The sequence below is a fragment of the Nocardia panacis genome (assembly GCF_003598715.1).
Taxonomy (GTDB): Bacteria; Actinomycetota; Actinomycetes; order Mycobacteriales; family Mycobacteriaceae; genus Nocardia; species Nocardia panacis.
The window spans coordinates 654,921-678,218 of the sequence record NZ_QZFU01000019.1; the positions used below are offsets into that span (position 1 = coordinate 654,921).

Below are 23,298 nucleotides of genomic sequence, written 5' to 3' on the forward strand. Positions count from 1 at the left end.
TCGGGGATCGGCCGGGGTGTTCGCCTATGCCAGAGCTTGTTTCGCGGCGCCGGACGCGCACGCCACCGGGCCTGCGGCGTCGAGGTGCCTGCGCAGGATCGGGCCGAGCTGCTCGTAGGCGGCGGGCAGGCCCATATCGGCGTGGGTGCAGTCGATCGGATACTCGTGGATCTCGCCACCGATGTGGGGTCGCCATGCCGCGGCGCCGCCGGGCGGGAGCGGACGTTGCGCGGCGCGCGGGTCATCGGCCGCCGCCGTGAAATACAGCAGCTCACCTGAATAGCGGCGCGGTCGAAAGCGTGCACCCATCCGGGTGCCCGCCAGATATCCGAAGTACAGCCGCTCCACCTGTTCGGCCGTGAGCACCCCGAACGGACCGGGGCGCTCGGCGAGCAACTGCGCGGCGCGCGCCGCGTCGATATCCGCATCCGCCAGGTTCGGATCGTCGAGCAGAGCCGAAAGCAGTTCACCCGGACCGGGTTCCGCCGAATCGGGCTCATCGGCCAGGATGCGGGTGTCCAGCAGCGCCAACAGGGCCACCCGCTCACCCGCTTCGGTCAGCCGCACCGCCATCTCCTGCGCGATCGAGCCGCCCAGCGACCAGCCGAGCAGGTGATACGGCCCCGTCGGCTGGATCTGCCGCATCTCGGCGATATAGCGCTCCGCCAACTCGGCCACCGAATCCAGTCCCGCGCCCGCGCCGCTGAGGTGCGGCAATTGCAGACCGTAAACCGGGCGGTCCGAGCCGAGGTGCGGCAGCAGACCCGCGTAACTCCAGGACACACCGCTGGCCGAGTGCACGCAGAACAGCGGCGCGTCCGCACCGCCCGCACGCAACGGCAGCACCGGCTCGAGGGCGGCCGCGACATCCACACGCGGTGTCGCGCCCTCGGATCCGACCCGCTCGGCGATACCCGCCGGGGTCGGATCGAGGAAGATCGCCTGCATCGGCACCTCGATGCCACACCGCGCCCTGATGGCCGCGACCACCCTGGTCGCCAGCAGCGAATTGCCGCCGAGCTCGAAGAAGTTGTCGTCGGCGCCGACGGTCTCGCACGTCAGCACCTCGGCGAAGACCGCGCACAGCATCTCCTCGATCGGCGACCCCGGCGCGCGATACACCGCCGCCGAGGTCAACTCCGGTTCGGGCAGTGCGGCCCGGTCGAGCTTGCCCGACGGCAGCAACGGCAACATCGTCAGCGGCACGATCGACTGCGGCACGAGATACGCGGGCAGCCGGTGCCCCAACTGCCTGCGCAGGTCGGCCGCATCGGGTCGCACACCGGGCGCCGCGGTCACATAGGACGCCAATACCGTGCTGCCATTGGGCATCTCATAGCCGATGGTGGCGGACTGGGCGATGCCGGGCAGCCCGGTCAACACCGCGTCCACCTCCCCGACCTCGATCCGGAAGCCGCGGATCTTCACCTGGTCGTCGGTGCGGCCGAGGTAGTCGAGTTCCCCCGCCGCCGTCCACCGCACCAGGTCGCCGGTGCGGTACATGCGTTCACCCGGTGCGCCGAACGGATTCGCGACGAACCGCTCGGCGGTCAGCCCCGGCTTGCCATGATAGCCGCGCGCCAACCCGGCCCCGGCCAGATGCAACTCGCCCGCGACACCGCGCGGCACCGCCCGCAATCGGGTGTCGAGCACCACGGCGGCGAACCCGGCCAGCGGCGCGCCGATGGTGATCGGCACGTCGGCCCGCAGCGTGCCGATGGTCGCCGCTACGGTGGCCTCCGACGGCCCGTAGGCATTGAACATGGTGCGCGCCGAGGCATTCGACTCACCGACCCAGCGCCGCACCAATTCCGGCCCGCACCGATCACCGCCGACCATGACCATCCGCAGATCCGGCAGACCGACCGGATCCACCGTCGCCAGCGCGGCAGGCGTGACGAACGCGTGGGTGATCCGCTCGCCGCGCAGCAGCGCCGCCAACTCCGCGCCGCCGTACACCGACGGCGCCGCGATCACCGCCGTCGCCGCCCCGCCCAGCGCGAGCAGCAGATCCAGAATCGACGCATCGAAACTCGGTGACGCGAACTGCAGAACCCGCGCCCCCGGCGTGACCCCGCCCCGCGAAGCGAGCTCGTCGGCGAGGTTGGCAAGGCCCGCGTGCGTCACGCACACACCCTTGGGGACACCGGTCGAGCCCGAGGTGTAGACCAGGTAGGCCGGGTGCCGCGCCGAGAGCGCGCTTCGCCGCTCCGCATCGGAAATCGGTGCGTCCGACTGGGATTCGAGTTCCGAGCGCAGCTCCGCCGAATCAAGGACCAGCCGCGCGATGCCGGACTCCGCCCCGAAGCCACGCTCCCGCCCAGCACTGGACTCCACGCGCGAATCGAGTTCGGGCCGCGACCGCGAATCGGCCTGCGTCCCGGACTCCGACTCGGCTGCGCGGCCGAGCCCGGCCATGCTTTCGGGGCTGTCCGCCTCGAGCACGCTCAGCACGGTCAAGACCAGATCGGCGCCGGAGTCAGCCAGCATGTGTGCCTTGCGATGGGTCGGGTAGGCCGGGTCGATGGGGACGAAGGCGGCACCGGTTTTCAGAACGGCCAGGACCGCTTGGATCGACTCGATGGAGCGTGGAATCGTCAGGGCGACACGGCTTTCCGGGCCGAGGCCGCGCGCGATGAGTGCCCGCGCGAGCCGGTTGGTGCTGCGGTCGAGTTCGCGGTAGGTGAGTCCGCGAGACGCGCGCGTTCCATTCGATCCGGCGGCGGTCCCGACACACAGCGCGGGCCGATCCGGTGCGAGTTCGACCGCTGTGCCGAACAATTCGGGGAAGGTCAGCGTCCGGCCCGGATCGGTCGCGCGGGCCGGGGCGAGTGCCGCCCGCTCCTCGGGGGCGAGGAGTTCGGCGGCTCCGATGGCCGCCGCCGGGTCGGCGAGCAGTGCGGCGAGCAGCCGAATGTACCTGTGGCACAGTCGATCGGCGGATTCGGCGTCGAACAGGTCCGTCGCGTAGGTGAGCGACAGGGCGATGCCGTCGGGTGCGCCGTGGGCGGTGTGCGCCGAGGTGAGGGTGAATTGCAGGTCGAATTTCGCGACCTCGAACGGGATCTCGGCTGCCGTCACCTCCAGGTCGCCGAGGCGGGGCAGCGTCGGCATCGCGTCGTGCACCGAGAGCATCACCTGGAACAGCGGGTGGTGTGCGGTCGAGCGGGTCGGGTTGAGCGTTTCCACCAGTTGTTCGAAGGGGATGTCGGCGTGCGCGAAGGCATTGAGGTCCTGCTCGCGCACCGCATCGAGCAGGTCGGTGAAAGAGGTGTCGCCGGTGAGTCGGGTGCGCAGCACCAGCGTGCCGACGAACATGCCGATCAGCGCCTCGAGTCGGGCATCGGGGCGGCCGTCGACGGGTGTGCCGATGGCCACGTCCTCGGTATTGCCCAGTCGAGCCAGCAGCGCCGCGAGCGCGGCGTGCAGCACCATGAACACGCTCGCCCCGTGCCTGCGCGCGAACTCGCCCACCTGTGCCTGCAGGTCGGCGTCGATCGGTGCGGTCACTGTCGCGCCGCGCAACGTCGGCACATTCGGACGCGGCCGATCGGTGGGGAGCTCGAGGCAGTCGGGCAGCCCGTCGAGTTGGCGCGTCCAGTAGGCCAGTTGGCGCGCGATCGGGCTGTCCGCCGCCTCGGCCGCGCCGAGCACACGCGACTGCCACAGGGCGAAGTCGGCGTACTGCACGGGCAGCGCGGCGAGTCCGGGCGCGGCGCCGCTGCGGCGGATCGCGTAGGCCGCGGCGAGATCGGCGGCCAGCGGCGCGATGGAACCGCCGTCGGCGGCGATATGGTGCGCGACCACGGCGAGGATGTGCTCCTCGGCGTCGAGCCGAAGCACCATGGCACGCAGCGGAGTCTCGGTGCGCACATCGAATCCGGCCGTGCCGAAGGCCGACAGCCGCTCCTGGACCTCCGCTGCCGCGCAGTCGACGAACGATACCCGGGGCACTGCCTCGGCGGCGGACAGCACCACCTGGTGCGGCCCCTGCACGCCCTCCGGGAAAACGGTCCGCAGAATCTCGTGTCGCGCCGCGACATCCGCGACGGCGCCGGTCAGCGCCGCCACGTCGAGCGGCCCGCGCAACCGCAATGCCATCGGAATGTTGTAGGCCCCCGACCCCGTGTCGAATCGGTTCAGCAGCCACAACCGCCGCTGCGCCGGTGCCAGCGGGATCGGATCCGGCCGCGTCCCCACCTCCAATGCGGGAACCTCCGAAATATCGAGCACCGCGGCCTGGTCCAATATCACGGCCAGTTCCTCGGGCGTAGGCGCCTCGAAAACCGTTCGCACACTGAGCCGCTGCCCGGAAGCCGCGGCGATCCGCGCCACCAACCGGGTCGCCGAGAGCGAGGTGCCCCCGAGATCGAAGAAGCTGTGATCGGCGCACACCCGCTCGCGCCCGACCACCTCGGCCATGACCGCCGCCACCATGGTCTCGGTGGCGGTGCGCGGCGCCCGACCCGCCGCCATCGCCTGCCAGTCGGGTTCGGGCAGTACGCGGCGATCCAGTTTCCCGTTGGGTGTCAGCGGTATGGAATCCAACGGCACGAAGACCGACGGCACCATGTAGCCGGGCAACCGATCCGTCGCGATCTGGTGCAGCAACCGGGGATCCACCGGCGCGTCCTCGGCGAGGACGTAGCACACCAACCGGGGACCGCCCGTGTCATCGGGCCGAATCTCGGTGTGCGCGAACCTGATTCCCGGACAGCCCGCGACAACGGCGGTGATCTCGCCGAGTTCGATGCGGAAGCCGCGCAGTTTGACCTGATCGTCGGCACGTCCGACGAAGGCCAACTCCCCGGCGCGCCGCCAGCGCACCAGGTCGCCGGTGCGATACATGCGCTCACCGGGCGCACCGAACGGATTGGCCAGGAAACGCTGTGTCGTCAGCGCCGCGCGCCGATGGTAGCCGCGCGCCAAACCTATTCCGCCGACGTACAGTTCGCCGACCACGCCGACCGGCACCGGCCGGAGCCGATCGTCGAGCACCACGGCGGTGACGCCCGCGATCGGCGCACCGAGGGCGATCGGCCGATCCGCGCTCAGCGGTGCGGAGAAGGTCGTGGTGATGGTCGCCTCGGCGGGGCCGTACCCGTTGATGACCGCGCGGCCCCGCGCCCACGGCTCGACCAGGTCGCGGTCGTAGGCCTCGCCGCCGATGACGAGGTTGCCGAGCGCGGGCAGCGGCCACCGCTCGGTATCGATCGTCGCCAGGGCCGCCGGAGTGATGATCGCGTGGGTAATCCGCCGGCGCGTCAGGAATTCCGCCAGCTCGTCCCCGCCGTACAGGTCGGTGGGGGCGATGACGATGGTCGCGCCGATGGGCCAGGCGAGCAGCAGTTCCAGCACCGCGACATCGAAGCTCGGCGAGGCGAGAAGCAAGGTGCGCGAATCGGTGTCGAGGCCGAATCGATCGCGCTGCACGACGGCGCAGTTGCGCAGACCCCGGTGCGTGACGGCAACGCCCTTGGGCACACCGGTCGATCCCGAGGTGTAGATGACGTAGGCGATGTCATCGATGCGGATCGGCCGGGTTCGCTCGTCCTCGGCGATGGGGGCGCCACTGGCCGCGATCGGCTCGTCCACGGCGAGCCATTCGACGCCGAGATCTCCTGGGAGAGCTGACGAATCGCCGGTCGTGGTCAGGCCGATGCGCGCACCGGAATCCACCAGCATCTGCCGAATCCGCTCGCTCGGATGGCGCACATCCACCGGAACGAAGGCCGCTCCGGTCTTGGCGACGGCAATGGTGGCCAGCACCGATTCCACCGATCGGGTCAGTGCCAGCGCGACCACGGCGCCGGGACCGACCGCGCGGGCCAGCAGCGCCCGCGCCAGCCGATTGGATTCCGCGTCCAACTCGCCGTAGCGCAGGTAGCGCGAACTCGATTGCAACGCCACCTGATCCGGGTCTTGCGCCGCCCAAGCGAACAGTTCGGACAGGGTCGCCGGTGTCGCCGCCGGACCGCCGGTGGCGGGGACCACCGCGGCATGCTCCGCGGCGGAGAGGATTTCGGCATCGCCGACCGGTGCGGCCGGATCGGCGAGCAACCCGCGCAGCAGCCGCTCGAAGCGTCCGGCCAACTCCTCGGCCGTCGCGGCGTCGAACAGGTCGGTCGCGTAGGTCACCGACATCTCGATGCCCTCGGGATCACCTTGCGGGCCAACGGCTTCGGTGAAGGTGAAGTGCAGGTCGCACTTGGCCAGACCCGGATCGACCTGTTCGACGCGCACCTCGAGATCCGGCATTCGCACCACCGGCGCGGTCACATTGTTCAGCGCCAGACTTACCTGGTACAGCGGGTGATGCGCGGTGGACCGGGTCGGATTGAGCACCTCGACCAGCCGCTCGAAAGGTATGTCGGTGTGTGCGAACGCATCCAGGTCCGTCTCGCGCACGGCCGCAAGCGTCCGCGCGAACGAAGCGCGCGGGTCGATCCGCGTGCGCAGCACCAGTGTGGCCACGAACATGCCGATCAGCTCGTCCAGCGCCGCCGCGCCGCGACCCGCCACGGCCGTGCCGATGGCGATATCGCTGCCGCCGCTCAACCTGGCCAGCAGCACCGCCAGCGCCGCGTGCAGCACCATGAACACGCTGACATCGGCGGATTTCGCCAAAGCCACCAGTTGCGCGTGCAAGGCGGGATCGAGCCGGGTGGCGACCGTCGCGCCCCGCATACCCGCCACCGCGGGGCGGGGTCGGTCGGCGGGCAGGTCCAGACAATCCGGCAGATCCGCCAATTGTGCCGTCCAGTAAGCCAATTGGCGGGCCGACAGACTCTCCGGATCGCGCTCGTCGCCGAGGACATCGCGCTGCCAAAGGCTGAAGTCCGCGTATTGGACCGCCAGCGGCGTCCAGTCGGGGGCGCGCCCGTCGCGGCGAGCCGTGTAGGCGGTGACCATATTCGCCGCCAAAGGCGCCAGCGACCAGCCGTCGGCCACGATGTGGTGCAGCACCAATACCAGGACGTGCTCCGCGTCGGTGAGCCGGACCAGCGCGGCCCGCAGCGGCGGTTCGGTCGCCAGATCGAAACCGGCGCGGACGAAGTCGCGAATTGCGCCGTCGGCCCGGTTCGGATCGGAGTCGATGCGGGCCAGCGGCGCCGACACGTCGGCGGCGGGCAGCACCACCTGATGTGGACCCTCGCCGCTGTCCGGGAACAGCGTGCGCAGCACCTCGTGCCTGGCCACCACATCGAGCAGCGCGGCGCGCAGCGCATTCGGATCCAGATCGCCGCGCAGTCGCAGCGCCACCGGAATGTTGTACGCACCCGAGGCGGTGTCGAACCGGTTGAGGAACCACACTCGCCGCTGCGCCACCGACAGCGGCACCCGCTCGGGGCGCGGCATCGCGATCAGCGCCGGTCCGCTCGATTCGCCCGCACCGAGATCGTCGAGCACAACGGCCAGTCGTGCGGGGGTGGGATGTTCGAAGATCGCTCGCACACCCAACCGGTGTTTGCCTGCCTCGGCGAGGCGGGCGACGAGCCGGGTTGCCGAGAGCGAATTGCCGCCGAGGTCGAAGAAGCTCTGCTCGGCCCCGATCACCTCGGTGCCGATCACCTCCGCCATGGCCTCGGCAATGAGCCGTTCGGTGGCGGTGCGTGCTTCGCGGCCCACCGCGGGCGCGCCGAATTCCGGATCGGGCAGCGCCCTGCGGTCCAGTTTGCCGGTGGGTGAGAGCGGGATCGCGGCCAACGGCACGAAGACCGACGGCACCATGTGCGCGGGCAGACGCTGCCCCGCGTGGTCGCGCAATGCGGCCTCGGTCGGCGGATCGTCGGTCAGTGCGACGAAGCAGACGATCCGATCCTGTCCGCCGGGATCGCGGCGAACTTCGGTGTGCGCGAAGCGAACTCCGGCCCGTCCCGCGATCACCGCCGTGATCTCGCCGAGTTCGATCCGGAAACCGCGCACCTTGACCTGGTCATCGGAGCGACCCACGTACACCAGGTCGCCCGCCGCATTCCAGCGCACCAGGTCACCGGTGCGATACATGCGCTCACCGGATCCGGAAGCCAGTGGGTCGGCCACGAAACGCACCGCCGTGAGACCGGGGCGGCGATGGTAGCCGCGCGCCAGTCCCGGACCGCCGATGTACAGGTCGCCGACCACGCCGACCGGCACCGGCCGCAGCCGCGCGTCGAGCACCTGCGCCGTCACCCCGCGAATGGGCCTGCCGAGCACGATCGGGCCGCGCGCGGGAATCGGGTCGGAGATCAGGCAGATGATCGTCGTCTCGGTGGGTCCGTAGACATTGTGCAACTCGCGACCCGGCGCCCACTCCCGCACCAACTCCATACCGTAGGCCTCACCGCCCACCGCAAACCGTTTCAGCGCGGGCAGCGGCCAGCGCGTCGGATCAACGGTGGACAGCGCGGCGGGGGTGATGAACGCATGGGTCACCCGCCGCTGCTGGAGCAGGCGGCCCAGTTCGTCGCCGCCGTAGATCTCCGGCGGCGCGATCACCATCGTCGCGCCCGCGCACCACGCGATGAGCAGCTCGTGGATCGAGGCGTCGAAGCTCGGTGAGGCGATATGCAGTGTGCGCGAACGGGATCCGATCTCATAGCGAATCCGCTGCTCGGTCGCGTAACCCGCCAGGCCCCGGTGGGTCACGGCCACACCCTTCGGCACGCCCGTGGATCCGGAGGTGTAGATCAGGTAGGCCAGATCGTCGAGCAGCAGCGGCCGAATGCGGTGCGCGTCGGAGACCAGGGCGTCGGAGCCGGACGCCTCCAGATCCGAGAGCACCAGCCACTCGGCGCTCTCCGGCAGCCGACGCGCGTCGGCGGCGGTGCTCAGCCCGATCCTGGCTCCGGAGTCGGCCACCATGTGGGCGATGCGGTCGGCCGGATAGCGCGCGTCCACCGGGACGAAGGCCGCACCGGTTTTGGCCACCGCCACCGTCGCGACGATCGATTCCACCGAGCGGGCCAATCCGAGCGCCACCATATCGCCGGGACCCAGGCCGCGGGCGATCAGCGCCCGCGCCACCCGGTTCGACCTGGCCTCCAGTTCACCGTAAGTGACTGTGCGGTCCTCGAATTCGATCGCAATGCGAGCCGGGTCGGCCGCCGCGTCCGAGTACAACTCGGGCAGTGTCGCCATGACCGAGGAGTCGATACCGCGCGCGGGTGCCAGCACGGAACGCTCCCAGCCGCTGAGCAATTCGGCATCGCCCGCGGCGGTGTCGGGATTGGTGAGCATGGCGATGAGCAACCGATTGAAACGCTGGCACAGCTGTTCGGCGGTCTCGGCGTCGTACAGATCGGCGGCATAGGAGACGCACAGCTCGATGCCGTCGGGATCACCTGTGGCCGTGTGGGATTCGGTGAAGGTGAATTGCAGGTCGAATTTGGCGATATCGACCGCGATATCGCGCGCCCCGACCGCGACGCCCGCGAAGTCCGGCAGCGCGGGCCGGGTGCTGTGCACCGAGAGCATCACCTGGAACAGCGGATGATGGGCGGTGGAGCGGGCCGGATTGAGCACCTCCACCAGCCGCTCGAAGGGAATGTCGGCGTGCGCGAACGCCTCCAGATCGGTCTCGCGCACGGTGTTGAGCACCTCGGCGAAGGAGTCGGCGTGCGTGACCCCGGTGCGCAGCACCAGGGTGCCGACGAACATGCCGATCAGCTCGTCGAGTTGCGGATCGAGACGGCCGTCGATGGGCGTGCCGACCACCACGTCCTCGGTGCCGCCCAGCCGGGCCAGCAGCACCGCGAGCACGGCGTGCAGCACCATGAACACGCTCGTGCCGTGGCTGCGGGCCAGTGCCACCACGCCCGCATGCATACGGCGGTCGAAGTGGGTATACACCGCGCCACCCCGGTAGGAGGGCGTGGTCGGGCGCTGCCGATCCGTCGGCAGGGTGACGCAATCCGGAAGATCGGCCAAAGCGGTTGTCCAGTAGTTCAATTGGCGTGCCAGCACACTGTCGGCGTCGTCGTCGGCGCCGAGCAGTGCGCGCTGCCAGAGGCTGTAGTCGGCGTACTGGACCGGCAGCGGCGCCCAATCGGGTTCCCCATCCGCGCGGCGGGCGTCGTAGGCGCGGGCCAGGTCGCCCGCCAGCGGCGCGAGCGAGCCGCCGTCGGCGGCAATGTGGTGCAGCACGACCGCGAGCGTGTATTCCGCCGGAGCGGTCTGGAAAAGGGCGAAGCGGATGGGGAATTCGGTGGTGAGATCGAATTCCGTCACGGCGAAGGCGCGCAGTTCGGCCTGCAATCGCTCCTCGGTGCGCACGAGGGTGGCACACGCGACGGGCTCGGCGGGGCGCACCTGCTGGCACGGCCCGTCCGGCCCCTCCGGGAATACGGTGCGCAGGATCTCGTGGCGCGCGAGGACATCCGCGATGGCCTCCCGCAGCGCGCGCACATCCAGATCGCCCGACAGTCGCAGGGCCAGCGGAACGTTGTAAGTGCCTGCCGCTCCGCCGAATCGATTGAGGAACCACAGCCGCTGCTGGGCCAGCGAGAGCGGCACGCGCGGCGGGCGGGCGGCGGCCACCAATCGGGGACGCCCGCTGGCCCGGACCGAACGTTCGATCCGCGCGGCCAACTGCTCGACGGTCGGGGCCTCGAACAGCGTGCGCACCCCGAGGGTGGTGTCCAGCGCGACATTCACCCGCGCCACCACCTTGGTCGCCGAGAGCGAATTCCCGCCCAGTGCGAAGAAGTCGTCGTCGAGACCGACCCGCGTGGCGCCGACCACCTCGGCGTAGATCTCGGCCACCGCCCGCTGGGTGCGGGTGACCGGCGCCCGGTACCCCGCCGCCGCGAACACCGGATCGGGCAGTGCGCGCCGATCCAGCTTTCCGCTGGGCGCGAGCGGGACGCGCTCCAGCGGCACGAAGGCCGACGGAACCATATAGCCGGGCAGCCGGTCGGCCGCGAATTCGCGCAACGCCCCCGGATCGGCGGGCGTCGGTTCGGCGACCACGTAGCAGACGATCCGATCGCCGCCCACGGGATCGGGGCGGACCTCGGTGTGCGCGAAGCGGACTCCGGGATATCCGGCGAGGACCGCGTTGATCTCACCGAGTTCGATCCGGAAGCCGCGAATCTTGATCTGGTCGTCGGATCGGCCGACGAAGACCAACTCGCCCAGGGCGTTCCAGCGCACCACATCACCGGTGCGATACATCAGCGCCCCCGGCGCACCGAAGGGATTGGCCACGAAGCGCTCCGCGGTCAGCCCGGCCCTGCGCAGGTATCCGCGCGCCAGACCCGCACCGCAGACATACAATTCGCCCGCGACACCGGTCGGGACCGGCCGCAGCCGCTCGTCGAGCACCACGAGTCCGGCCCCGCGAATCGCCCGCCCGAGCACCACGGGGCGCTGCGGGTCCAGCGGTTCGGACAGGGCGGGCGCGATGGTCGCCTCGGACGGACCGTAGGCATTGAACATCACCCGGCCGCGCGCCCACGGCCGCACCAATTCCGGACCGACCGCGTCGCCGCCGACCACCAGGCAGCGCAGCGCGGGCAGCGGCCAGCGCGCCCGGTCCAGGCTGGCCAGCGCCGCCGGGGTGAGGAAGGCATGGGTCACCCGCTGCTCGTCGAGCACCCGCGCGAGTTCGTCGCCGCCGAAGATATCGGCCGACGCGATCACCATGGTCGCCCCCGCACACCACGCCAGCAACAGTTCCAGTATCGAGGCGTCGAAGCTCGGTGAGGCGAAATGCAGAGTGCGCGAGTCGGATTCGACAGCAAACCGATCCCGCTGCTCGAGCGCGAAGCCCGCGAGCCCACGATGACCGACCCCGACGCCCTTGGGCACACCCGTCGATCCGGAGGTGTAGATGACATAGGCCAGGTCGTCGACCAGCAGCGGCCGCACCCGATCCGCGTCGGCGATCGGCGCCGCCGACATCGCGTCCTGATCACTGATCGGCAGCCAGTCGACTCCCAGATCGCCGGGCAGACAGGCGAAGTCGACACCGGTGGTCACCCCGACCCGCACGCCCGAGTCGCGCACCATATGCCGAATCCGCTCGTGCGGATGGCGCACATCGATCGGGAGGAAGGCGGCGCCCGATTTCGCGATGGCCAGGGTGCCGACGACCGATTCGATAGAGCGGGTCATCGCCAGCGCCACCAGATCGCCCGGTCCGAGTCCGCGCGAGATCAATGCGCGTGCCACCTGATTGGACCATTCGTCCACCGCGCCGTAGCCGATCCGCTCGCCGTCGCAGACCAGGGCGAGCCGGCCCGGATCGGCGGCGGCCGCGGCGAACAGATCGGGCAGCGAGCGCACCGGACCGGGGCGCGCACCCCACGCCGGGGCCATCGTCAGCGCCTCGAGCTCGGTGCGGAGGTCGAATTCGCCGATCGCGGTGTCCGGTTCGTCGAAGGCACAGCGCAGGACCTGCGCGAAACGCTCGGCGAGCCGTTCGGCGGTGATCCGGTCGAACAGGTCGGCGGCATAGGTGAGGCACAGCTCGATACCGTCGGGCTCACCTGCGGCCGTGTGTGATTCGGTAGCAACGAATTGCAGGTCGAATTGCGCGGCGCGCGGTGCGATGCGGACCGGGTCGATCGCCAGCTCGGGCAACTGCGCCGCCGCGGCGGCGAAATTATTGAGCGACAGGCTGACCTGGATCAGCGGGTGATACGCGGTGGAGCGCACCGGATTCAGGGCCTCGACCAACCGCTCGAAGGGAATATCGGCGTGGGCGAAGGCGTCCAGATCGATATCGCGCACCGAACGCAGCAGATCGGCGAAGCCGCGATCGGCCGCGACCTCGGTGCGCAGCACGACCGTGGCGACGAAATCACCGATCAACCGGTCGAGCCGGTGGTCGGTCCGGCCCGCGAGCACGGTGCCGATGGCGATATCCGAGCCGCCGCCCATGCGCGCCAGCAGGATCGCCAACGCGGCGTGCAGCACCATGAAGACCGTCACATCATGCGTGCGCGCGACCTCCACCAGCCGGACGTGCAGTTCGGCGTCGATCGTGGCGAAGACGGAATCGCCGCGCTGGGTGGCCACGGCGGGGCGGGGTCGGTCGGTGGGCAGGGCCAGGCATTGCGGCAGGCCGCGCAACCGCTCGGTCCAGTAGCCGAGCTGCTGGGCCGCGAGGCTGGCCGGATCGGATTCCGCGCCGAGCGAATCCCGCTGCCAGAGACTGTAATCCGCGTACTGAACCGGCAGCGGCGTCGGGTTGGGCGCGCGACCGCAGCGACGCGCGTCGTAGGCCGCGACCAGATCCGCCGCCAGCGGGGCCAGCGACCAGCCGTCGATGGCGATGTGGTGCACCACGAGCACCAGGATGTGCTCGGCCTCGCCGACGCGGAGAAGTTCGGCGCGCCACGGCAATTCGGTGGTCAGATCGAAGCCGCGCGCCGCCGTCGCCGCGATCCTGGCCTCGATCCCGGCGCGGTCGACCGCGCTTCTCGGCAGTGGCACATCGATCTCGGCGGCGGGCAGCACGATCTGCCGCGGCCCCGCCGCATCCTCCGGGTACACGGTGCGCAGAATCTCGTGGCGCGCCACGAGATCCGCGATGGCGGCGCTCATCGCGGCGTGGTCGAGCTGCCCGATCGCGCGCAGCGCCAGCGGCACATTATAGGCGGACGAGGCCGGATCGAAGCGGTTCAGGAACCACAATCGCTGCTGAGCCATGGACAGCGGCAGCCGCACGGGGCGCGGGCGCAGGACCAGCGGCGTCCGCGCGGGGACGACGGCCGCGGGCTCGGCTCGATCCAGCAGCGCGGCAAGACCTTCCGCCGTCGGATGATCGAAGACGGCGCGCACACTCAACTGCTGCCCGCTCACCGCGGCCAAACGCGCCACCAGCTGGGTGGCGGCCAGCGAATTGCCGCCGATATCGAAGAAGTTGTGGTCGGCGCACACTCGATCCCGACCGAGGACCTCGGCGATCTGCGCGGCCACCAGCGCCTCGGTGGCCGTCTGCGGGTCGCGACCCGCGTCGAGCAGATCCCAGCGGGGATGCGGCAGTGCGCGCCGATCCAGTTTGCCCGCCGGGGTCAGCGGAATCGTGTCCAGCACGACGAACGCCGAAGGCACCATATGTGCGGGCAGCCGCTCGCCGGCCAGCGCACGCAGTTCGCGCGCATCCGGCGCGGCGGCCTCGGCTGCCACGACATAGGACACGATCCTGGCCCGATCGACCCGATCGCGCCGAATCTCGGTATGCGCGAAACGGATACCGGGGCAATCCGCGACAACCGCCGTGATCTCGCCCAATTCGATGCGGAACCCGCGCACCTTGACCTGATCGTCGCCGCGGCCGACGAAACTCAGTTCGCCCGAACGATTCCAGCGGACCAGGTCGCCGGTGCGGTACATGCGCGCACCCGACACACCGTGCGGACCGGCCACGAAACGCTGCGCGGTCAGGCCGGGTCGCCGCAGGTAGCCGCGCGCCAAACCCGTACCGCAGACATACAGTTCACCCGTGACCCCGACCGGAACCGGACGCAGTCGCGCGTCTAGCACCACCAGCTCCGTACCCGCGACCGGACGCCCGAGCACCACCGGACCCGAAGGATCCAATGCCGAGGAAACCGTTGCCGCGATGGTGGTCTCGGACGGACCGTAGGCATTGAACATGGCCCGACCACGCGCCCATTGGCGCACCAGCTCCGGTCCCACCGCGTCACCGCCGACGACCAGTGCCCGCAGCGCGGGCAGCGGCCAACGCGCCCCGTCGACGCTGGCCAGCGCCGCCGGGGTGATGAACGCGTGCGTCACCCGGCGCTCGTCGAGCAGCCGGGCCAGCTCGTCACCGCCGAAGACATCCGGACCGGCGATCACCATGGTCGCGCCCGCACACCACGCCAACAGCAGTTCCAGTACCGAGGCATCGAAGCTCGGCGAGGCGAAATGCAGTGTCCTCGAGCCAGATTCGATGCCGAACCGGGCGCGCTGGGTCAGTGCGAAACCCGCGAGACCGCGATGGGTGGTGGCCACGCCCTTGGGCACACCCGTCGAACCCGAGGTGTAGATCAGGTAGGCGAGGTCGTCGAGTCGCAAAGCGCGTCGCCGCTCGCCCGCGCGAATCGGTCCGTCCGGCAGCGTATCCATGGCCGCGACCAGCGTGGGATCGTCGAGCACCAGCCAACGCACACCCTCGGGCAGTGCGGCGCGCGAACCTGCCGCGGTCAGCCCGATGCGGGCGCCGGAGTCCGCGAGCATGTGCTGCTTGCGCTGATCCGGGTAGGCCGGGTCGACCGGCAGGAAGGCGGCGCCGGATTTGGTCACCGCCAGCAATGCCTCGATCGCGACCGCCGAGCGCGGAATCGACAGGGCCACGATGTCATCCGGCCCGACGCCGGCCTCGATGAGCAGCCGGGCCAGGCGGTTGGTGCGCCGATCCAGTTCGCCGTAGGTCACCTCGGTCGCGTCCGCCAGGATCGCCGTCGCGCCCGGATCGGCCGCCGCCACCGCGGCGAACAGTTCGGGCAGGGTGCGCGGACGCGGTGCGGCGGGACCGGAAACCGGTGCCAGCGCGCGCGATTCGGCCGTGGCCAGCAGCGGCAGATCACCGACGGCCAAGTCGGTCTCGACGGTGATGGCTTTGAGCAGTCGCAGATAGCGATCGACCAGCCCGGCGGCGGTATCCGCGTCGAACAGATCGGTGGCATAGCCGAGGGTCACGTCGATCCCGTCCGGATCGCCCTGCGCCGTGGCGGATTCGAGCAGGGTGAACTGGAGATCCCAACGCGCGATGCCGGATTCGATGGCACTCGCGGCCACGGTCAGTCCCGGCAGTTCCAGCGTGCGCCCGCCCGCGTGATGCACCGACAGCATGACCTGGAACAGCGGATGGTGCGCGGTGGAGCGGACCGGGTTGAGCACCTCGACCAGCCGCTCGAACGGCAGGTCGGCGTTGTCGAAGGCCGCGAGGTCGGTATCGCGCACCGCCGCGAGCAGTTCGGCGATGGAGTCGGATCCGACGACCCTGGTGCGCAGCGCGAGCGTGCCGACGAACATGCCGATCAACTCGTCGAGCGCCGCATCGCCGCGCCCGGAGACCGGCGTGCCGATGACCACGTCCTCGGCGCCGCCCAGCCGCCCGACCAGGACGGCGAGCGCCGCATGCAACACCATGAACAGGCTGACCCCGTGTCGCTGCGCCACCTGGACGAGATCGGCGTGCAGCCCGGCGTCGATCCCCGCGATGGCCACCCCGCCCCGATGCGAGGCCACGGCCGGACGGGGCCGGTCCGCGGGCAGTTCGACACATTCCGGTACGCCATCGAGCCGGTCGCGCCAGTACGCCAACTGACGGGCCGCCGGACTCGCCGGATCCGCCTCGGAACCGAGCGTTTCGCGCTGCCACAGCCCGAAATCGGCGTATTGCACCGTCAGCGGCGGCAGGTCGGGGGCGCGACCATCGCGACGCGCCGTGTAGGCGGCGGCGAGGCCGGCGGCGAGCGGGGCCAGTGACCAACCGTCCGCCGCGATGTGATGCAGCACCACCGCCAGGACGTACTCCTCGGCGCGCACCCGCATGAGCGCCACCCGAATCGGCAGCTGCGTCGCCAAATCGAAACCCGCCGCGGCGAATTCGGCGATATCGGATTCGATCGAACTCGGACTCGACACCAGCCTGGTGTACGGGACGACGGCCTCGGGGGCATCGATGATCCGCTGGTGCGGGCCTGCGGCGTCCTCCGGGTAGACGGTGCGCAGCACCTCGTGCCGCGCCACCACATCCGCGACCGCCGAGCGCATCGCCTCGATATCCAGCGTGCCATTGAGCCGCAGCGCGATGGGGATGTTGTACGCGCCGCTGTCGGTGTCGAAACGGTTGAGGAACCACAGCCGCTGCTGCGCCGCCGAGAGCGGCAGCCGGTGCGGGCGCGGGCCTGCCGTCACCGGGGCACGACCACCCGACCCGATCAATTCGGCGACCCGTTCGGCCAATCCGGCCACGGTCGGCGCCTCGAACAGCGCCCGCACCCCCACCTCGGTGCGCAGCGCCGCCCCGAGCCGGGCCGACACCCTGGTGGCGACCAGTGAATTCCCGCCGAGAGCGAAGAAATCGTCGTCCAGACCGACCCGCTCCACACCGAGCACCTCGGCGTAGATCCGCGCGACCGCGCGCTGCGCCCTGGTCACCGGCGGACGGAATTCGACGGCGGCGAATACCGGCTCGGGCAGCGCCGCCCGGTTCAGCTTGCCATTGACCGTCAGCGGCAAGCGATCGAGCACGACCAGCGCCGCCGGGATCATGTACGCGGGCAGTGCCTGACTCAGCCGCGCGCGCACCGACTCGTCATCGATCGTGCCGCCGGATACCGGCACGATATAGCCGACCAGTTGCTCCCCGCGCCGGGCATCCCCGCGCGCCAGCACGGCCGCTGCGGCGATCTCGGGCAGGGCCAGCAGCGCCGCCTCGATCTCGCCGAGCTCGATCCGGAAACCGCGGATCTTGACCTGGAAGTCGCAGCGGCCGTGATAGGCCAACTCCCCCAGCTCATTCCACGCCACCAGATCGCCGGTGCGATACATCCGCTCGCCCGCCGCCCGCGCGTACGGGTCGGCGACGAAGCGTTCGGCCGTACCGCCCGCCCGCCCGAAGTAGCCGTCGGCCAATTGGATGCCTGCGAGGTAGAGCTCGCCGACCACACCGGGCGGCACCGGCCGCAACCTGGCGTCGAGCACATAGGTTCTGGTGTTCCACTCCGGTTTGCCGATCGACACCGCTTCGGTGTCGCCCGCGCCGACCCGGTGCGCCGTCACCGAGACGGCCGCCTCGGTGGGTCCGTACAGATTCCACAGTGCCGCACGCGGATTGCGACGCCGGAAGCGCTGGGCCACCGCACCGGGCAGTGCCTCGCCGATGGCCAGCACCAACCGCAGCGCGGGCAGCGCGCCCTCACCGACGCCGACCAGGGCGCTGAGCATGGACGGCACCACATGCAGCACCGAGATCCGATACTCCTCGATCAGGCCGACGAGATAGGCCGGATCGCGATGTCCGCCGGGTGCGGCGATGACCAGTCGCGCGCCCGCGGTGAGCGGCGACCAGAACTCCCACACCGACAGGTCGAAGCCTGCCGCAGTCTTGAGCAGCACCGCGTCGTCCGGCCCGAGCGCGAAAGTTGATCGCTTCCAAGCCAATTGGTTCACCACGGCGCGATGCGGCACCGCGACGCCCTTGGGGCGTCCGGTGGAACCCGAAGTGAAGATGACATACGCGATGTGCTGCGGGTGCAGCGGCCGCAGCCGCTCGCCGTCCTCGATGGGCGCACCGCAGACGCGGGACAGATCCAGCGCGTCGAGCGCGACGACCGGAGCGCACTCGGTGGTGAAGCCCTCGTCCGCCGTCAGCACACAGGCCGGATCGGCCTCGGTGAGAATGTATTTCAAGCGCTCGGCGGGCTGATCCGGATCCAGCGGGACATATGCGCCACCGGCCGCCGCCACCGCGTACATGGCGACCAGCAGATCCACCGAGCGGCGCATGGCCAGCGCCACCCGCGTCTGCGGACCGACGCCGCGCGAGATCAGGTGTCGGGCCAGCCTATTGACCCGATCGGCGAATTCCGCGTAGGTCAGTTCGGCGACGCCCGGATCGACCACCGCGAGGGCCGAGGGCAGCGCGGCCGCCTGCTCGGCGAACAGCGAGGCCAGGGTGGCCGGGACGACCGGATGCCGAGTCGCGTTCCAGCCATCGAGGATTCGACCGCGCTCGTCCGGGTCGATGAGCGCGATATCGCCGACCGGCAGCGTCGGATCCGCGATCACCGCGGCCACCACCCGCTCGAAGCGGTCCGCGAAATCGGCGGCGGTCGACTCGTCGAACAGGTCCGTGGCGTAGTTGAGATGTCCCGTGATGCCGGTGGGCACGCCCGCGTCGTAGTGGTCGGTGAGCACCAGTTGCAGATCGAATTGCGCCACGTCGGTGTCGATCTCGGCGACCCGCACGGTGAGGCCGGGCAGTTCCACCCGCAGCCTGCCCAGGTTCTGGAAGGACAGGCCCACCTGAACCAGCGGGTGCCGCGCCGTGGAGCGGGTCGGATTGAGCTCCTCCACCAGCCGCTCGAAGGGCACATCCGCGTGCGCGAAGGCGGCCAGATCGGATTCCCGCTGCCGCGCGAGCAATTCGGTGAAGCTCTCACCCCACACCACCCGCGAGCGGAAGACGACCGTACTCACGAACATGCCGACGAGATCGTCGAGTTCGCGCGCGCCGCGCCCGGCCACGGGGGTGCCCACCGCCAAATCGTCGACGCCCGCCAGCCGGGCCAGCAGCACCGCGAAGGCCGCGTGCACCGTCATGAACAGTGTGGCGTGGCCCGAATCCGCCAGCGCCAGCAGCGCGCGATGCACCTCGGCATCGATGCTGACCGGTACCCGGCCGCCGCGATGGGTCTGGGTCGCCGGGCGCGGACGATCGCCGGGCAGCGTCAACTCCTCGGGCAGCCCGGACAGCTCCGTGCGCCAGAAGTCCACGTCCATCGGCGTATCCTGCTGCCACAGACTGTAGTCGGCGTATTGGACGGTCAGTTCCGGCCAGCCGGGGGCGGTGTCGGCGCGGCGAGCGCGATAGGCGCGCGTGAGATCGGTGAACAGCGGCCCCAACGACCAACCGTCGGCGGCGATGTGGTGGATCACCACCGCGAGGACGTATTCGTGCGGGCCGGTGTGCAGCAGTTCCGCGCGCAGCGCCGTCTCGGTGGTGAGATCGAAACCGCCACCGGCCAATTCGCGCAGCCGTCTGCGCACCCGCGTGGCGGGCAGTTCGCGCACCCGCAGCTCCGCCCCGCCCGCGGGCAGGATGACCTGGTGCGGACCGTCCGGACCGTCCGGGTAGATGGTGCGCAGCGGCTCGTGCCGTTCGACCAGATCCGACCACGCGCCGCGCAGCGCGTCGATATCGAGATCGCCGCCGATCCACAGCGCGAACGGAATGTTGTAGGTGCACGCGCTGTTGTCGAACCGGTTGATGAACCACAGTCGCTGCTGGGCCAGCGAGAGCGGAATGAGTTCCGGCCGTTCCCGTTTGGTGGGTCCGGCGGTTCCGGTCCCGCACACCAACTCGGCGACCTCCTCGGCGAGGACCTCGACGGTCGACCGCTCGAGCAGCAGACGCACCGGCACTTTGGTGTCCAGCGCGGCGCCCAGGCGTGACGCGGCCTGGGTCGCGGTGAGCGAATTGCCGCCCAGCGCGAAGAATCCATCGTCCAAACCGATTCGATCGACCTGAAGCACCTCGGCCAGCACCTCGGCCACCCGCCGCTGCACCTGCGTGACCGGCGCGCGATAGGCCCTGGTCGCCACCACCGGGACCGGCAGGGCGCGGCGATCCAGTTTTCCGTTGGCGGTCAAGGGAATCGCGTCGAGGACCATCAGCGCCGAGGGCACCATGTAGTCGGGCAGCAGCAGCGTCAGGTCGGCGCGCAGCACCTCGGTGTCGAGTTCCACGCCGGGTTCGGCCACCAAATAACCGACCAGCCGTTGGTTGCCGGGATCGTCCTCGCGGACCACGGCCACCGCCTGGCCGACGCCCTCCTGCGCCAGCAGCGCGGACTCCACCTCGCCGAGTTCGATGCGGAAGCCGCGCAGCTTCACCTGATCGTCGGCGCGGCCCTGATATTCGAGCGCACCCTCGGGGGTCCACCGGGCCAGATCGCCTGCGCGGTAGAGCCGGGATCCGGCCGGGCCGAAGGGATCGGCCACGAAGCGCGCCGCCGACAGTCCGGGGCGACCGAGATAGCCGCGGGCCAATTGCTCGCCCGCGACATAGATTTCGCCGGGCACGCCGATCGGCACGGGCCGCAGGCGCCTATCCAGCAGATAGGTGCGCAGACCGGGCAGCGCGCGACCGAGGGCGCCCGGTTCGGCGCGCGTGACATCGGTGCGGCCGAGCGCCCGATAGCTGACGTGCACCGTAGTCTCGGTGATGCCGTACATATTCACCAGGCGCGGCGCGTCCTCGGCGTGCCTGGCGTACCAGTCGCCGAGGCGGTGCAGGTCCAGCGCCTCACCGCCGAAGGTGATGTAGCGCAGCGATGTTCGCGGACCCGCGCCCGCCGGTGCGCCGAGCCGCTCCGCCTCCGCCAGTTGATAGAACGCCGAAGGCGTCTGATTGAGCACCGTAACTCGCTCCCGCCGCAGCAGATCCAGGAACTGCGCGGGCGAGCGGGTGGTCTCGTAGTCGACGACGATGAGCTTGCCGCCGTACAGCAGCGGACCCCACAGCTCCCACACCGAGAAATCGAAAGCGTAGGAGTGGAAAAGCGTCCAGATATCGGATTCGTCGAATTCGTAGTCGCCCTGTGCGTTCGCGAACAGCGCGAGCACATTGCGGTGCGGGATCTGCACACCCTTCGGTTGGCCGGTGGAACCCGAGGTGTAGATGACATACGCGATGGTGTCGGGTGTCGAGTGCCCCAGCAGTTCGGCCGGGGCGATGGGCGCGGTCTCCTCCGCGAACGACTCCGATTCGAGTTTGTCCACGACCACGGCGGGCAGCCCATCCGGCATGGCGATCGGCCGGGCCGAGGAACTCACCGCGCAGACCGGATGTCCGTCGGCCAGCAGGTATTCGATGCGATCGGCCGGATAGGTCGGATCCACCGGCAGGTAGGCCGCGCCCGTTTTCAATACCGCCAACAGCGCCACCACCAGATCCAGACCGCGCGGCAGGGCGACCGCCACCACCGCCTCCGGTCCGGCGCCCAGGCCGATCAGCCTGCGCGCCAGGCGATTCGCGCGCGCGTCCAGTTCCCGGTAGGTCAGCTCGTCCCCGAGGCAGCGCACCGCGATCCGCTGCGGAAATCGGGCCACCACCGCTTCGAAACGCGCCGAGAGCGTGGAATTCGGCACGGGCGCCGCAGGGCGCGAGCTGGTGCTCCACGCGCCGAGCACCAACTCGCGCTCCTCGGCGTGCAGCAGCGGCAAAGCCCCCATGGCGGTATCCGGCCGCGCGGCAAGGAATCCGGCGAGATATTCCAGGAAGCGGTGGTGATGCGCGCGCAGTTCGTCGGCGCCGTAGCGATCCGGATTGGCCAGGAAGTCCACGTGCACCGCACCGTCGCCGGTGCCGTTGTGGATATTGATCGACAGATCCTCGATCGGCCCGGTGGACAGCAGGTGTATGGTCCCCCGCAACTGGCCGAGCCGAATCTCGTTGTGGAACAGCATGATATTGACCACCGGCCCGAAGAAGCCGCGCACGCCGCCCTCCACGCCCCGGTCGCGCTGCATATCCTCGTGCCGATAGCGCTGATGGGCCAGGGCCTGCTTCAACTCCGTGCCCACCGCGGCGACCACCTCGGCAAGGGTCTGCTCCGGGGTGATGCGAATATGCAGCGGAACCACATTCGAGACATATCCGGCGGCCGACCGGGATTCCTCCGTCGTGCGCGCCGTCACGGGCAGGCTGAGCACCACCTCGTCGCGGCCGGTCACCGCGGCCAGGTAGCCCGCGAGACCCGCGATGAACAGCGCGGGCCGCGACGCGCCCAGATTCGTACGGGCGGAATCGAGTTCGGCCGCCGCGTCCGCGGCGAGCACCCCGTACTCGATGCGCCGATCCGCACCCGCGGGCGCACCCCGCTCGCTCAGTCCGAACGCGCCGTCGATGGCGGACAGGCGCGGACGCCAGAATTCGCGATCGGCCGCGTAGTCGGGCGAGGACCGATACTCCGCGTCGGCGGCGCAGAGGCGGCGCAGATCCGTTGCGGCACAGGGTTCTGGCGCACGGCCGGCTACCAGTGCGCTGTAGTGCTCGGCGGCCCTGGCCATCAGCACCATCGCGCCGTAGCCGTCGATGGCGATGTGATGCATCTTGGAGTACCAGAAGTATTCGGCGTCGGCCACGCGCAGCAGCACCGTCTCGAACAGCGGCGCGCCGAGCAGCGGCATCGGTGCGAGGACATCGCGCTGCATCCAGCGCTGCGCCGCGGCGTGCGGATCCGCCTCGCCGCGCAGATCGAGCTCCACCATCGACACCGGCCGATCGGCGGCCACCGACTGCTGCGGCGTTCCGCCCGACTCCACCAGCAGCAATTGCAGGCTCTGCAAATCTGCAGCACACAATCGGATCGCGGTGCCGAGCGCCGCGGCGTCCAACGGCCCGTCGATTGCCACGTAGTGGGCCACCGTCAGCGGCACATCGGGCGTGATGTGCTGTGCGTTCCAGATACCCGTCTGCGCGGCCGACAGCGGGAAGGCGGACAGCGACGCGGCGAGACGATCGGCGGGCGACGAGGGCAACGCGGGCATTTCACTTGCTCCAATCACGGGCGCAGAGAGGGGGAACACCTTCTGGGCAGGGCGACGATCCGGGGCAATCAGCAACACACG

General features: G+C 70.2%; 1 protein-coding gene. It reads right to left on the bottom strand.

Annotated elements, in window-relative coordinates; all coding sequences use genetic code 11:
* Positions 1–24 precede the first annotated feature (24 nt).
* Positions 25–23,217 (bottom strand): non-ribosomal peptide synthase/polyketide synthase, encoded by a 23,193-nt coding sequence (locus D5S18_RS17805; RefSeq protein WP_120042084.1) that lies wholly within the window; start codon positions 23,215–23,217, stop codon positions 25–27.
* Positions 23,218–23,298: the final 81 nt, after the last annotated feature.

Excerpts from the sequence above, each read along its gene's own strand:
- D5S18_RS17805 (WP_120042084.1), bottom strand. The coding sequence starts at position 23,217 with ATGCCCGCGTTGCCCTCGTCGCCCGCCGATCGTCTCGCCGCGTCGCTG.